Below are 15448 nucleotides of genomic sequence, written 5' to 3' on the forward strand. Positions count from 1 at the left end.
TATTGACATTAAAATTCCGTAATTACCAACACTGTTCTTCTATTTTTAATACGTCCGGCTTCGGTATTATTGTCTGCAATGGGGTTTGCCGGTCCGTAACCTTTATAACTTAATCTTTTATAATCAATGCCGTTTAAAGCTAAATAATTGGCAACAGCCCTTGCACGTTTTGTAGATAATTGAATATTTTCAACTTCACTTCCTGTATTATCGGTATAACCTTGCACTTCGATTTTAACAGTAGGATTTTCAGTCATAAATTCAATTACTTTCTTTAACTCAATGGTATCTTGCGGCAATAAATCGTATGAATTAATATTGAATTGAATGTTTTTAAAAGTAAATGATGCTTTACTGCCGATGGGTGTTAAATAAATATTTTTTTGATAGGTACTATCGGCATGGTGTTGTTGTAAATTAAATAATTCACTGTATGGTAAATAACCTTTTCTGTTAATAACGAAGGTGTAGTTGGTACCTACCGGTAGGGGAACAAAATATTTACCTATTTCATCTACCTTAATTTGCATCGTTGGCTTACCGGTTTGGTTGTTAATTAATTCAATGGCACAGGGTACACCTTTTTGGGTATTTGCATCGAGTACTGTGCCTCGTACAAACAAAGTTTTTAAAGGTTGAATGTGGGGTGGGATAATAAAAGAATAAAGATCTAATCCACCACGGCTGTCACTTCTATCGCTGGCAAAATAGCCGGTTGTTCCCAAAGAGTTGATTGTAATGCTTCCTTCATTTTCTATGGTGTTGATGGGGTAGCCTACATTTTCAGGTTGACTCCATTTTCCTAAACTGTCTTTACGCATCATAAACAAGTCGGTGCCGCCATATCCGGGTAATCCATCGCTGGTAAAATAAAGCGTTTGATTATCGGCATGTATGTATGGATAGGCTTCATCGCCCGGTGTATTCACTAACGGGCCCATATTGATGGCAGGTCCCCAACGGCCATTGGATTGACGTACACAATAATACAAATCGCGGCCTCCATATCCACCCGGTCTGTTGCTACTAAAGTATAAAATATGATTGTCGGGGCTTAAAGCAGGCGAGCTGTCCCAGTATCCTGAATTTACGTTGGGGCCCAGGTTTTCCGGCTCACTCCAACCTTCGGGTGTCCAATAAGAAATATATAAATCAAAATTGCCAAATCCATTTTTAAAATCGCCGGCAAAAATAAGCCAGTCGCCATCGGCAGAAACCGTTATGGCGCCTTTATAGGGTTGCAAATTAATATCGCCTTTAATTAATTCAGCTTTAGAAAATTTTTGCTTCCGAATAATGCTTTGGTAAAAGTTTTCTGTTGCATTTGCTTCGCGGCGGGTAAAAATAAGTAAGCTGTCATCAATAGTAAGGGTAGGGTAGTATTCCGATAAAGGTGTGTTAACACTGTCGCCCAAATTTTTAGGCGCAAAGGCACTAACGTTATTTTGCGGATGTGTTTTAGCATAATGTATAGCAAAGCGATAACATTGCTGCCGATACAAAGCACTTTTTTTGCTTACCTCATTTAAATTGGGCAAGCTTAAAAATTGTTCAATAGCATTTTCTGCATCATTAAATCTACCCATGCCAGCCAGATTAATTGAGTAGGGTAAATTATACGGCAAAAAATAACTGCTATCCATTGCTTTTACTTTTTCATAATAACGGATAGCTAAGGGATAATTTTTTAATTCACCGTAAATGCCTGCTAATGATAACCAGGCATCTAAATAGGTAGAATCTTGTTCCAATACTTTATATAACACCGGTATAGCATCTTTCACAAAACCATCATTTAAATATTGCATGGCCTTGTTATATTGCTGTTGCAAATTTTTATTGGGTGTGTTGTTGGCATTTTGAGCGGATGCCAATAGTTGTGCAAAAAGAAAAATGAGCAATAATGTGTTTTTCATTAAAATAACTACTGTGATGAATTGTTTTTGGGATAATATACCAATAATACTACAATTTATTTTGAATTGAATAAGATAACGGCATATTAACTAAGTTCGGATATTGTTTGAATAACTGTTGTTAAAAATTAAGGCACATTGATGTACTTGTGTATTTGCAGACTTAGTTCCCATTGGGGGTTTTGTTCAATATATTCAATGATGAGTGGTGTAACTGTTGCTGCTTTGTCCCATTCAGGTTGTAAGTACAATTTACAGTTGGGGTTGGTTTGTTTAGCGAATTGTTCCGCCCATTTAAAATCGTGTTGATTAAAAATAACCACTTTTAATTCATTGGCTAAGGGAACTATTTCGGGTAAAGGGGCTTTAAATTTTTTAGGGGAAAGGCAAATCCAATTCCAATGTCCGCTAAGTGGCGATGAGCCGGAAGTTTCAATATTGGTTAAAAAACCGGCTTTTTGTAAAGCTTCCGTTAATTCATCCAGCGGATGCAATAAGGGTTCACCTCCTGTAATTACACATAGTACATTTTTGGTACTGCCTGCTTTTTCAGTAACTGTTTCTATAGCTTTTTGAACAATGGCTTCAATGGTAAATAATGGATGTTTTTGTGCATCCCAACTTTCTTTTACATCGCACCAAACACAGCCTACATCGCAGCCACCTAAACGGATAAAGTAAGCAGCATGGCCTTGGTAATAACCCTCGCCTTGCAGCGTATAAAAACTTTCCATTACGGGTAGCTGTTGCATGTTGGTATAATAATTATGCTTTTTTATTATTTAAATAAGCTTGTAAAGTATTGCTTAATAAACCGGCAATAGTCATTAAGCCAACACCGCCGGGAACGGGTGTAATAGCAGCAGTTTTGGGTGCCACTTCGTTAAAAGCTACATCACCCTTAATTCTAAACCCTTTTTTTGCAGTGGCATCTTCAACTCTTGTAATACCAACATCAATAACAATGGCACCCTGTTTCACCATGTTGGCTGTTACAAATTCTGGCTTACCTAAAGCTGCAACTAATATATCGGCCTGCAAGCAAATATCTGTTAAGTTTTGCGTGTGTGAGTGCGCAATGGTAACTGTGCAATTGCCCATAGGAATATTACTGCTCAATAAAATACTCATGGGGCGGCCAACAATATTACTTCTACCTACAATTACAGCATGCTTGCCTTTTGTTTGTACGTGGTAATGTTCTAATAATAGCAAAATGCCATAAGGCGTTGCCGGAATAAAAGTTGGTAAACCCTGTACCAGCTTGCCTGCATTAATGGGGTGAAAACCGTCCACATCTTTTTCCGGATGAATGGTGGCAATTACTTTTTGTTCGCTAATATGTTTAGGTAAGGGTAGTTGTACTAAAATACCATCTACACTTTCATCATTGTTAAGCTGTTCAATGGTTTGCAGCAGTGTGCTTTCCGGCACATTTTCATCTAAACGAATTAACAAAGATTCAAAACCTGTTTCTGCGCAGTTTTTTACTTTACTGGCTACATAGGTTTCGCTGGCACCATTATTCCCCACTAAAATTGCGGCTAATTTTGGGGTTCTGTGTCCTTTAGCAGTTAATTCAGCTACTTGTGCTTTTAATTTTTCTTTTACCGCTTCGGCGGCAACTTTACCATCTAACAAAATCATCGGGCAAAGTTAATTGTAATTTTTGGTGCATAAATGCCTGAGGGTTATTTGTAGTAAAAAAGTGTGAGTAATGCAAACATCCCAACAACTGTTTGTATAATTTTTTTTACAATTTAATTTTTTTTAATGCTAAAACAAAGGCTTCTTAATGCTTTGTGAATGAGTGTTTTAAGGCATTTTATAGGTAAAGGATAAAGAAATTTTGTAGGCTGTTTCACTATTTTTAATCAAATTCTAATCTCGCTTTGCAGCTTTTCTTTATGTATTCTGTCCTTATATTTGACCATTGTTATAATTTAACAATTGCTTAATGGTAATTGATAAGGTATAACAGCTCATTAACAAATTCTAGAAAATTAAAACGAAAACACATGAGAAAATTGCTATCCTTAGCTATTGTGCTTTTGTTAGGTGTGTCGCAAATTTTTGCGCAAACACATTTGGTAAAAGGACGTATTCTTGATGGTGACGGTAAACCTGTTGAAGGTGCTACTGTTCAAGTGAAAAAAGGCACTGCAGTTACTGCTGCCGATGCCCAAGGTAATTTTAAAATTGAAGCCAAGCCCGGCGATGTACTAGTATTTTCAGCTGTAAACTTTGCTACAAAAGAAGTTAAATTAGGAAATGAAACTGATTTAGCGGTAACACTAACTCGTCAAAGTTCACAATTAGATGAAGTAGTGGTAACGGCTATGGGTATTAAGCGTAGCAGAAATGCCCTACCGTATGCTGCACAAGAAGTAGGTGGTGATGAGGTAAGTAAAACCCGTAACTCAAACTTTGTGGATGGTTTATCCGGTAAAGTTGCAGGTTTACAAATTACTCAGCCTACTGCTTTAGGTGCTTCTACCAACGTTGTATTGCGTGGTATTAAATCAATTTCTCAAACTAACCAAGCTTTGTTTGTTGTTGATGGTGTGCCTTTTGATAATACCTCAACTGCAACAGTAGGTCAGAGATCAGGTCAAGGGGGATATGATTACGGTAGCAATGCTGCTGACTTGAATCCTGATGATATTGAATCTATTTCCGTATTAAAAGGTGCCGCTGCTTCTGCCTTGTATGGTTCACGTGCTGCCAACGGTGTAATTTTAATTACTACTAAAAAAGCAAAAAGAGGCTTAGGCATTACAGTTAATGCCGGTGTAAATGTGGGTTCATACGATAAAAGCACTTTTGTTAAGTACCAACATGAATATGGTGCCAACTATGGTTCAGGTCCGGAAATTAACGGTGCCTATCCTTATGGTTATGGTTCACCCGATGGTAATTTCTTGTATGCACCTTTACCACAGTTTGGTCAGAATACACCTCAGTTAATTGTGCCAACTACAGAAGATGCTTCTTACGGTGCTAAATTTAATCCCAATTTGTTGGTTTATCAGTGGGATGCATTTGCTAATTATCCCGGTAACCCCAACTACGGAAAACCAACACCGTGGGTAGCTGCAAAAAATGATCCTTCTACTTTTTTTGTAAATCCTGTTTCTTACAATACCAGTGTATTTATTGATGGTGGCGGTGAAAACGGAACCTTTAAATTAGGTTACTTACGTACCAGTGATAATGGTATTTTACCCAATAGTAATATTACCAAAAACATGTTAAATTTTGGTGCCACACACAACCTAAGCAAAGACCTAACCGTTGGTGGTACTATTAACTATTCTGAAATTTCAGGATTGGGAAGATATGGTACAGGATATGAATCTAATAACGTAATGACTAACTTCCGCCAATGGTGGGAAATGAACGTTGATATTAAGCAACAAAAACAAGCTTACTTCAACTCCGGAGGTCAAAATGTTACTTGGAATATGACTGACCCGATTAATGGTAATACTAAACCAATTTACTGGGATAACGTGTATTTTGTACGCTATCAAAACTATGAAAATGATAGCCGTCAACGTATTTTTGGTAACGCTTATATCAACTATACTCCTTCCAAAAGCATTACTTTGTTAGGAAGGGTTTCAATGGATACCTATAATTCATTGCAGGAAGAAAGAGATGCAATTGGTTCTGTAAACGTTCCATTCTACTCTAGAAACAACATCTTCTACAAAGAAATGAACTACGATTTCTTGGCAACTTATAACAAAGACCTGTCTAAGAATTTCAACTTCAAAGCTTTGTTGGGTGCTAACTTACGTCAGGATACTTACTCCAGCATTTTCGCTTCAACCAATGGAGGTTTAAACTTGCCTAATTTCTATGCATTATCTAACTCAGTTAATCCAATCAATGCTCCTAATGAAGCCTTGTTGGAAAAAGAAGTAGGTGGTGTATTTGCAGGTGCTACTTTAACCTATAAAGACATGTTAACGTTAGATGGTACTGTACGTCGCGACCAGTCATCTACTTTGCCTGCAGGTAATAATGCGTACACATATCCTGCCATTTCCGGCAGCTGGGCATTTTATAAATTATTAGATAATGCTCCTTGGATTTCATTTGGTAAAGTACGTGTTAACTATGCGGAAGTTGGTAATGATGCACCCTATCATAGTATTTTGAATACTTATGTTATCAATACCCCATTTGCAGGTAATGCAATGGTTACATTACCTACTACTAACAACAATCCTAATTTAAAACCTGAAAGAACCAAAAGTTTTGAAACAGGTTTGGAAATGTCTTTCTTGAAAAACAGAGTAGGATTTGACTTCACATACTTTGCTTCAAAAACCTTCGACTTAATTACACAAGTAAACGCTTCTGGTGCTACCGGTTATTTAAGTCAGTATGTTAACTTCGGTTCAATTCAAAATAACGGTATAGAATTGTCATTAAATGGTACACCTATTAAGACACGCAATTTCTCTTGGGATATTAACGTGAACTGGAGCAAAATCAATAACAAAGTATTATCCTTATTCAACAATCAGCAAAACCAAGTACTTGCCTCTTATCAAGGTGGTGTTTCTATCAATGCTACTGTTGGACAACCTTTCGGAACTATTCAGGGTAACGACTTTATCTATACCAATGGACAAAGAACTGTTGGAAGTGATGGCTACTATTTAATGGATACTAAAACAACCGATATTATTGGTAATGCAACCCCGAAATGGACAGGTGGTATTAACAACAGTTTCCGTTACAAATCATTTACTTTAAGTTTCTTAATTGATATGCGTCATGGTGGTAATGTATTCTCATTAGATACTTACTATGGCTTAGCAGATGGTATTTATGCTGAAACTGCCGGTTTAAATGATTTAGGAAATCCTTCTCGTAACTCATTGGCTAACGGTGGTGGTATTATCTTAAAAGGTGTTACTGCCGATGGTAAAACCAATACAATCAGAGTTGATAACAGCGGTCAGGGATATGGTTTATATGGCTATGTTTATAACCCGGCCAGAGCTTTTGTTTACGATGCCAGCTTTGTGAAATTAAGAGAATTGAATATCTCTTATTCACTTCCCGCTAAAACCATTGAAAGAATGAAGCCTGTTAAAGGAATTGACATCGCTATCGTAGGAAGAAACTTGTGGATTATAAGCAAAAACTTACCTTATGCCGATCCTGAAGATGGTTTAGGTGCAGGTAACGCACAAGGTTATCAAAGTGGTTCTTATCCTGCTGTTCGCAATATCGGCTTCAATGTTAAATTCAAATTCTAAAATTAGGTATTATGAAAAAAATAATATTGTATAGTATTGTATCGGTATTTGCGTTAGCATCATGTCAAAAAAACATGACCAACCTGAATATTGATACCAAAAATCCTTCAACGGCTCCGTCATATGCGCTGTTCAGTAATGCGCAGAAAAACTTGGTTGATTACATTACTACTCCTAATGTTAACTCCAATATTTTCACTTTAATTGCTCAATATTGGACTGAAGCAACTTATACTGATGAAAGTAACTACAACTTAGGTAATCGTAATATTCCTCAAAACTTTTGGAATAACCTTTATGTTGGTGCATTAAACAATTTTCAGCAAGCTAAGTTGTTAATTCCTAATGATGTTACCGATCCTGCCGTTGCTAAAAATGAGTTGGAAATGGCCGACATTATGCAAGTTTATACTTATTACTATTTAGTGAATACTTTTGGTAATATTCCTTACTCTCAGGCCAATAACATTAACAAATATCCTTTCCCGGCTTATGATGATGCCAAAACCGTTTATTACGATTTATTGAATCGCTTAGATACTTGTATTAACGGATTAAATCCCTCAGCAGGTAGCTTTGGTTCAGCCGATTTATTATACGGTGGCGATGTAAATAGCTGGATTAAATTTGCCAATTCTTTAAAATTAAAAATGGCTATGTTAATTGCCGATTCTGATCCTACTACTGCTCAGAAAAAAGTAAACGAAGCCATTAACGGAGGTGTATTTCAGTCAAATGCCGATAATGCCGTATTTAGATATACAGGTATTACACCCAATGCTAATCCGGTTTGGGTAAACTTAATTCAAAGCAATAGAAAGGATTATGTTATTACCAAAACTTTACTTAACCCAATGGTTGCATTAAATGATCCTCGTCGTTCTGCTTATTATACTAACCAATATAGCGGTAGTGATATAGGTGGTACCGTTGGTGTTACCAATACTTGGAATAACTATTCAAATCCTTATTTCAGCCCTATTACCGGTACCATAGTAGATCCTGCTGCACCTTCTATTTTATTGGATTATGCTGAAATATCTTTCTTACAAGCTGAAGCCGTTGAAAGAAACTTTATTGCAGGAAGTGCTGAAACATTCTATAACAATGGTGTAACTGCTTCTATAGAAGAATGGGGCGGTTCAGCTACCGATGCTGCTACTTATTTAGCACAGCCTTCTGTAGCTTATGCAACTGCACCCGGAGGTTTAGGGGCCGGTGCAATTGGTAGTACCGGAACTAATACCTCTACTACCCACTGGAAGCAAGCTATTGGTTTACAGCAATACATTGCTTACTATATGCGTGGTTTTGATGCCTGGACTTCTATTCGCAGATTATACTATCCTGCAATGGCTGTTCCCGGTTCACCAAAATCACCATTCCCTTGGCGCTACACTTACCCGGCTAACGAAGCAACTGCCAACGGTCCTAACTACCAGGCTGCAAAAACTGCAATGGGTGGTGATGATGTTACCATTAAATTGTGGTGGATGCAATAGTGTTTATAACACATCTTTTTATATAAGGCAACAGTTTCAAAAGCTGTTGCCTTTTTTTGTGCACGCCTATTTTTTATGTGTGGCAGTGCAGCTGTATCTTCGAGCAAAATTTATACAATGGAACAACAGCCCAATAATCAGTTAAATATTGAAATTTCAGAAGAAGTTGCCGAAGGTGTTTATGCCAACTTGGTAATCATTACCCATAGCCATGCTGAATTTGTAGTTGATTTTGTAAATGTAATGCCCGGCACTCCCAAAAGCAAAGTAAAAAGCCGCATAGTGTTAACGCCCATGCATGCAAAACGTTTTATGAAGGCATTAACCGAAAACATTCAGCGCTATGAAGCAGCCAATGGAACCATAAAAGACATGGAGCAGGTTGAAATTCCCATGCCATTTGGCGGCCCAACGGCACAAGCATAGCATTTTAAAACCTGGTAAAGATTAAAGTAATCCTTCATCGGCAAAACTAAAATAACCTTCGTGGCTTACAATTATATGGTCTAATAAAGCCATATCAACCAATGCCGCGGCTTGCTTTATTTTTTCTGTTAAAGTTTTATCCGCATTGCTGGGATTTAAGTTGCCACTGGGGTGATTGTGCGATATAATGAGCGAACATGCATTACATTCCAACCCTTTGCGCAAAATAATTTTAGGGTCGGCTATGGTGCCAGTAATGCCTCCGGTACTAATGGTTTCGTGCCGTATAATTTTATTGGCACGGTTTAAGTAAATAGCTACAAACTGTTCAACCGTTTTGTGTTGTAATTGTGCTTTTAAATATTGAGCGGCATCTTTACTACTGCTTACTGTTTGGGTTTGTAATTGGTAACTATGGGTGCGTACGCCCAATTCTAATGCAGCCACTATGGTTACTGCCTTTGCAGGTCCTAATCCTTTTATGCCTAATTGCCTAATCTCTTCTACACTCATGCCGGCTAAGCGGCTTAAATGGTTGTCAACAGCTTGCAATAATTGCTGGGCTAAAGCTAAGGCAGATGTATTAGCGGTACCATTATTAATTAAAATAGCCAGTAATTCTGCATTGCTTAATGCGTTACTGCCTTTTAATAAAAGTTTTTCACGGGGGCGGTCGTCAATAGCCCATTGTTTAATGGTGTTATATCCCATACATTCTCGTTAATAAGCAGGTAATGTATTATAAAAATAAACATTATTCACAAATTGCTGTGAATGGTTTTTTCATTTCTTATTTGAATAGTTATCTTCGCAGCACATTCTACTATTTATGAATCCATCAGTTAAAGTTTTTGCCGGTGCAGGCTCGCAAAAATTAGCCGAAAAAATTGCTCAACGATTTGGCACCCCCCTCGGAAAAGTAAATATTCAAAAGTTTAGTGATGGCGAAATGCAGCCCGTTTTTTTAGAAAGCATTCGGGGTGATTATGTTTTTTTAGTGCAAAGCACTTTTGCCCCTGCCGATAATTTGATGGAATTACTTTTAATGATTGATGCTGCCAAACGTGCCAGCGCCTATAAAATAATTGCCGTTATTCCTTATTACGGTTATGCCCGCCAAGATAGAAAAGATCGCCCCAGGGTAGCTATAGGCAGCAAATTAGTAGCCAGCTTGTTGGAAGCTGCCGGTGCTAACCGTATTATTACCATGGATTTACATGCACCGCAAATTCAAGCCTTCTTTGAAATTCCGGTTGACCACTTAGACAGCTCTGCTATTTTCATTCCCTATATTGAACAATTAAAATTACCCAACTTAACTTTTGCTTCGCCCGATGTTGGCAGCAGTAACCGTGTTCGCGAAATAGCCAGCTACTTTAATGCCGAAATGGTTATTTGCGATAAACACCGCAAACGTGCTAACGAAATTGCCAGTATGGTGGTAATTGGTGATGTTACCGGAAAAGACATTATTTTAATTGATGATATTTGTGATACGGCCAGCACCCTTACCAAAGCGGCAGCTTTATTAAAAGAAAAAGGTGCCACCAGTGTAAGAGCTTTGTGTACACATCCTGTTTTAAGCGGCAATGCCTATCAAAACATTGAAAACAGTGAATTAGAAGAGTTAGTGGTTTGTGATACCATTCCCTTAGCTAAGCCCGATACCAAAAAAATTAAGGTGCTTTCCGTTGCCGATTTATTTGCTATTGCCATTCGGAATGCCTACGAAAATAAAAGCATTACCAGCCTTTTTATTCATTCGCAATTACGGAATGCCAAAGCCTAAATGGGCGTTGAAAATACAAAATAGTAATGCCGGCCTTAAAATTTTTGAGGCCGGTTTTTTTATCAAGCTATTCCCTTACCTTTGCCGTCCAAAATTTTTTATTAACAATACCTGTTTATACAGGAAATTAAATTGAAACAACAAATGAAAACAATTACAATCGAAGGACAACTGAGGACCGAAACCGGCAAAAAAGCCACCCGGCAAATTCGCTCTCAGGAAATGGTGCCGGGTGTAATTTATGGTGGCGAAAAAGAAATTAATTTTGCTGCACCGGTTAGGGCTTTTAAAAACCTGGTTTACACCGGTGAATTCCAAATTGCTGAAGTTAAAATTGATGGCAAATCCTACCGCTGCATTTTAAAAGACCTGCAATTTGACCGTGTAAAAGATACTTTAGATCACGTTGATTTATTGGAATTACAAGACAACAAAAAAGTAATTGCTACTTTGCCTATCCATTTTACCGGAACTTCTGCCGGTGTTAAAAGTGGGGGTAAATTGGTTATTAAAATGAAAGCCTTAAAAGTTAAAACCTACCCTAAATATTTACGTGAATTTATTGAAGTAGATATTACCAACTTGGAATTAAACGGCAACATTCGAGTAGAAGATGTAAAAGCTGAGAATATGGAAATTTTAAACTCACCCCGTATTCCTATTGCTTCTGTAGTGATGACCCGTCAATTAAAACAGGAAGAAGCTGCTGCTGCTCCTGCCAAAAAATAAGGTTCAAGTTCAACCCAAATATATCCTCCGGTCTTTGCCGGGGGATTTTTTTTGCCGCGTCCTATTAACTTTACACCAATTATTCATTCATTGCCTTAACTGGCGGCTTTATAAATATAGCAGCATTGGCATCGGTATAATTTATCTATATGAAAAAATATTTAATTGTTGGACTGGGTAATATTGGTAATGAATACATGCATACCCGCCATAATATTGGATTTGATGTGGTGGATGCTTTTGTATTAAAACATGGCGGTTTTTTTATGCAAGACCGCTTGGCCTACAAAGCTGAAGTAAAATGGAAAGGACATTTATTTATTTGCATAAAGCCCACTACGTTTATGAATTTAAGCGGTAAGGCTTTTAAATACTGGCTCGATAAAACGGAAGTGCCCTTAGCACAAACCTTAACCATTGTTGACGACTTGGCATTGCCCATTGAAGTGTTGCGCCTGCGCCCCGCAGGAAGCCCGGCCGGACACAATGGATTGAAAGATATTGAACTTACCATAGGTACCAATGAATACCCAAAATTGCGTTTTGGCATTGGCAATAATTACCCCAAAGGCATGCAGGCACAATTTGTACTAAGCAAATGGTTGCCTGCCGAACAAAAAATTGTGGAACAGAAAATACAAAAATGTATTGAAATAATTGAACAGTTTGCCAGTATAGGCATTGAAAAAACCATGAATGTGGCTAACAGCTATAAGTTTATCCCCTAATCTTATCATTTTTGATGCCAATATGAAAAACTTTAGGTCAATTGAAGTAAATTCGCAATATAGAAAGGATGGGCGGCGTGGGGTTTGATTGTTAGTTACCCTAAACAACTTGGAATATGAAAATTTTTTGTGTTGGAAGAAATTATGTTGAACATGCTAAAGAATTAGGAAATGCTATTCCCGATGAACCGGTAATTTTCATGAAACCTAAATCGGCATTGTTGCAAACCAATGTTCCATTTTATTATCCTGAATTTACCAACGAATTACATTATGAAGCCGAATTGGTATTTCAAATTTGTAAGAACGGTAAATACATTAAACAAAAAGATGCGCCGCACTTTTACAATAAAATTACCGTTGGTATTGATTTTACAGCCCGCGACATTCAAAACGAATTAAAAAAGAAAGGCCTTCCCTGGGAAAAAGCCAAAGCGTGGGATCAGTCGGCCGTTGTAGGTAAATGGCTGCCCATTGAAAAAGATATGATGAAAAAACCAATTGAATTTTCATTATTTAAAAACAATGAACAAGTTCAGTTGGGCAATACCACACAAATGATTTATACGGTTGATTATTTAATTGCACATATTTCCAATTATTTTTCACTGAATATTGGCGACCTGATTTTTACCGGAACACCTGCCGGTGTGGGCGAATGTGTGGTTGGCGATGAATTAACCGGCTATTTGGGTAAAGAAAAAATGTTTGAATTAACCATAAAATAGTTATCGTTGCACCCCGTAACGATAAATGATATATGCTAACGACTGATTTGCTTTTGAATGCCTATCGCATCATGGTTACTGCCCGTTCAATGGCAGCCATTTATGAAGACAATAGAACCATTACCAAATACGTTCATTCCACTTCTGCCGGTCATGAAGCTATTCAAATTGCTGCCGGTTTACAACTAACCCCCAACGATTGGTTTAGCCCATATTACCGCGATGACAGTTTAATGATGGCAGCAGGTTTTGAGCCCCAACAATTAATGTTACAATTATTGGCTAAAGCTACCGACCCTTTTTCCGGTGGCCGTTCCTATTATTGCCATCCCAGCAGCCGCGATGCCGATAAACCTAAAATAATGCACCAAAGCAGTGCTACCGGTATGCAGGCCATTCCTGCCACCGGAATTGCACAAGCACTTCAATACCAATTACAACAAGGCTTATTACCCAACGGCCTTAACCCATTGCCCGTAGTGTTATGTTCTTTGGGCGATGGTAGTGTTACCGAAGGCGAAGTAAGTGAAGCCTGGCAATTTGCTATTTTAAAACAACTACCCATTATTTATTTGGTACAAGACAATGGATGGAGCATTAGTGCTACCACCGCCGAAGTAAGGGTAATGAATGCGTTTGAATATGCCGATGGATTTAAAGGGTTGTATAAACTGCAATGTAATGGCGCTCATTTTGAAGAAAGCTACCAAACCCTGCAGCAGGCTTTTGCTTATGCCCGAACCGAACGTAAGCCTGTACTGGTGCATGCCACCGTACCATTGTTAGGGCACCACACCAGTGGGGTACGGCGCGAGTTTTATAGAAGTAAGGAAGATTTGCAACAACATAGTTTACACGATCCCATTCCACATTTACGGCAAACCTTATTGCAAGCCGGTATTGCTGAAACGGTTTTATTAGAAACAGAAGCCACCGCTCGGCAAACCGCTGCAACTGCTTTTCAAAAGGCGGTTGAGGCACCCGATCCCAACCCCGCAACTGTAACTGAACACATTTTTGCACCTACCCCCATTACTGAAGAAAAGGGGGAACGAAGCCCTAAAAATGCCGAAAAAGTTTTAATGGTTGATGCTGCCTTGCATGCCATTGAAGAAATTTTAGCTGCCCACCCCGAAGCCCTATTATATGGGCAGGATGTAGGCCGTCGTTTAGGTGGTGTATTTAGGGAAGCTGCAACTTTAGCCGAAAAGTTTGGCGACCACCGGGTATTTAATACAGCTATTCAAGAAGCATATATTGTTGGCTCTACCGCCGGTATGTCGGCGGCCGGTTTAAAGCCCATTGTAGAAGTTCAATTTGCCGATTATATTTATCCGGGCTTTAACCAATTGGTTACTGAAATTTCCAAATCGTGTTACCTCAGTAATGGCAAATTCCCGGTACAAATGGTTTTGCGCATTCCAACAGGTGCTTATGGAGGCGGAGGTCCTTACCATAGTGGTAGTATTGAAAGCACTTTACTTTCTATAAAGGGAATAAAAGTGGTGTACCCATCCAATGCCGCCGATATGAAAGGGCTAATGAAAGCGGCATTTTATGACCCCAATCCCGTAATTATGTTAGAACATAAAGGGTTGTATTGGAGTAAAGTGCCCGGTACCGATGGTGCCAAAATGCCCGAGCCGGCTGCCGATTACATGTTGCCATTGGGTAAAGCTGCACGAGTTTTAGAAGCTTCTGCACAGCATATTAAACAAGGCACTTCCATTTGCATTATTACGTATGGCATGGGTGTATATTGGGCTAAGCAGGCAGCTCAATCATTTGCCGGGCAGGTTGAAATTATTGATTTGCGCACGCTGTTTCCATTAGATGAAACTTGCATTGCAGAAACCGTTACGCGCCATGGAAAAGTATTGGTACTTACGGAAGAACAACAAAATAATTCATTTGCAGAAGCCTTGGCTTACAGAATTACCCATTGTTGTTACCAGTTTTTAGATGCGCCGGTTGAAGTAATGGGGGCGTTAAATACCCCTGCTGTACCCATTCATTTGGCATTAGAAGCTGCCATGTTACCTTCAATTACAGCAATAGAAAAACGAATAGCGAAACTTTTAGCCTACTAAACTTTGCCAAACCATTCTATATACTATATTTGCAGCCCGAAATGGCGAGGTAGCTCAGTTGGTTAGAGCGCAGGATTCATAACCCTGAGGTGATGGGTTCAATTCCCATCCTCGCTACAAAAAAAAGGCCGGTGTTAATATAACCCGGCCTCTATGCTTTTAAGAAGGGTATTAGTATTTAATAATTTGTTGTACGGTTATTTTCTTATTGCCTTCGTATAAAATAATCAGGTAGGTACCTGCGGCCCAGTGTGTAGTATT

The 15448-nt window shown here is 38.4% G+C and carries 12 protein-coding genes and 1 tRNA gene; 9 read left to right on the forward strand and 4 right to left on the reverse strand.

The genetic code is table 11. The features are described 5' to 3' along the window. Positions 1-8: 8 nt before the first annotated feature. From LX80_RS11390 to LX80_RS11400, 3 genes are all read right to left on the reverse strand, one after another. Positions 9-1916 carry an OmpA family protein gene (locus LX80_RS11390; RefSeq protein ID WP_111296536.1) on the reverse strand — a complete coding sequence of 636 codons (1908 nt, stop codon included), beginning with the start codon at positions 1914-1916 and terminating at the stop codon, positions 9-11. 128 nt (positions 1917-2044) lie between these two features. After that, positions 2045-2668, reverse strand: coding sequence for a 7-carboxy-7-deazaguanine synthase QueE (locus LX80_RS11395; RefSeq protein ID WP_245898049.1), 624 nt, complete (start codon positions 2666-2668; stop codon positions 2045-2047). Between the two features lie 13 nt (positions 2669-2681). Then, a complete protein-coding gene (locus LX80_RS11400; RefSeq protein ID WP_111296538.1) occupies positions 2682-3563 on the reverse strand; it encodes a bifunctional 5,10-methylenetetrahydrofolate dehydrogenase/5,10-methenyltetrahydrofolate cyclohydrolase in 882 nt (293 codons plus the stop codon). Positions 3564-3934: 371 nt separating this feature from the next. Here LX80_RS11400 and LX80_RS11405 point away from each other — a divergent pair, with 371 nt between their 5' ends. The 3 genes from LX80_RS11405 (at position 3935) to LX80_RS11415 (ending at position 9123) form a co-directional block, all read left to right on the forward strand. Then, positions 3935-7195 (forward strand): SusC/RagA family TonB-linked outer membrane protein, encoded by a 3261-nt coding sequence (locus LX80_RS11405; RefSeq protein ID WP_111296540.1) that lies wholly within the window; start codon positions 3935-3937, stop codon positions 7193-7195. A gap of 11 nt (positions 7196-7206) precedes the next feature. After that, entirely contained in the window at positions 7207-8697 is a 1491-nt protein-coding gene (locus tag LX80_RS11410) for a SusD/RagB family nutrient-binding outer membrane lipoprotein (protein ID WP_111296542.1), read from the forward strand. A 117-nt stretch (positions 8698-8814) separates the two neighbouring features. Then, positions 8815-9123 carry a DUF3467 domain-containing protein gene (locus tag LX80_RS11415; protein WP_111296589.1) on the forward strand — a complete coding sequence of 103 codons (309 nt, stop codon included), beginning with the start codon at positions 8815-8817 and terminating at the stop codon, positions 9121-9123. Between the two features lie 21 nt (positions 9124-9144). Here LX80_RS11415 and radC read toward each other — a convergent pair whose 3' ends face one another. After that, positions 9145-9834: a RadC family protein gene (gene radC / locus LX80_RS11420; protein WP_111296544.1), complete on the reverse strand. Its 690-nt coding sequence runs from the start codon at positions 9832-9834 to the stop codon at positions 9145-9147. 118 nt (positions 9835-9952) lie between these two features. Here radC and LX80_RS11425 point away from each other — a divergent pair, with 118 nt between their 5' ends. The 6 genes from LX80_RS11425 (at position 9953) to LX80_RS11450 (ending at position 15304) form a co-directional block, all read left to right on the forward strand. Next, complete coding sequence (locus tag LX80_RS11425) at positions 9953-10912, forward strand: ribose-phosphate pyrophosphokinase (RefSeq protein ID WP_111296546.1); 960 nt, start codon at positions 9953-9955, stop codon at positions 10910-10912. 144 nt (positions 10913-11056) lie between these two features. Further along, on the forward strand, positions 11057-11641 hold the full coding sequence (locus LX80_RS11430) for a 50S ribosomal protein L25 (protein WP_111296591.1): 585 nt from the start codon (positions 11057-11059) through the stop codon (positions 11639-11641). A gap of 149 nt (positions 11642-11790) precedes the next feature. Next, entirely contained in the window at positions 11791-12369 is a 579-nt protein-coding gene (gene pth, locus LX80_RS11435; RefSeq protein ID WP_111296547.1) for an aminoacyl-tRNA hydrolase, read from the forward strand. Between the two features lie 116 nt (positions 12370-12485). Continuing rightward, positions 12486-13097 (forward strand): fumarylacetoacetate hydrolase family protein, encoded by a 612-nt coding sequence (locus LX80_RS11440; protein ID WP_111296549.1) that lies wholly within the window; start codon positions 12486-12488, stop codon positions 13095-13097. 32 nt (positions 13098-13129) lie between these two features. After that, a complete protein-coding gene (locus LX80_RS11445; protein ID WP_111296551.1) occupies positions 13130-15187 on the forward strand; it encodes an alpha-ketoacid dehydrogenase subunit alpha/beta in 2058 nt (685 codons plus the stop codon). Between the two features lie 43 nt (positions 15188-15230). Then, positions 15231-15304 (forward strand) — tRNA-Met (locus LX80_RS11450). The last annotated feature ends 144 nt before the right edge of the window (positions 15305-15448 follow it).

The sequence above is a fragment of the Hydrotalea sandarakina genome, from assembly GCF_003254115.1.
Classification (GTDB): domain Bacteria; phylum Bacteroidota; class Bacteroidia; order Chitinophagales; family Chitinophagaceae; genus Hydrotalea; species Hydrotalea sandarakina.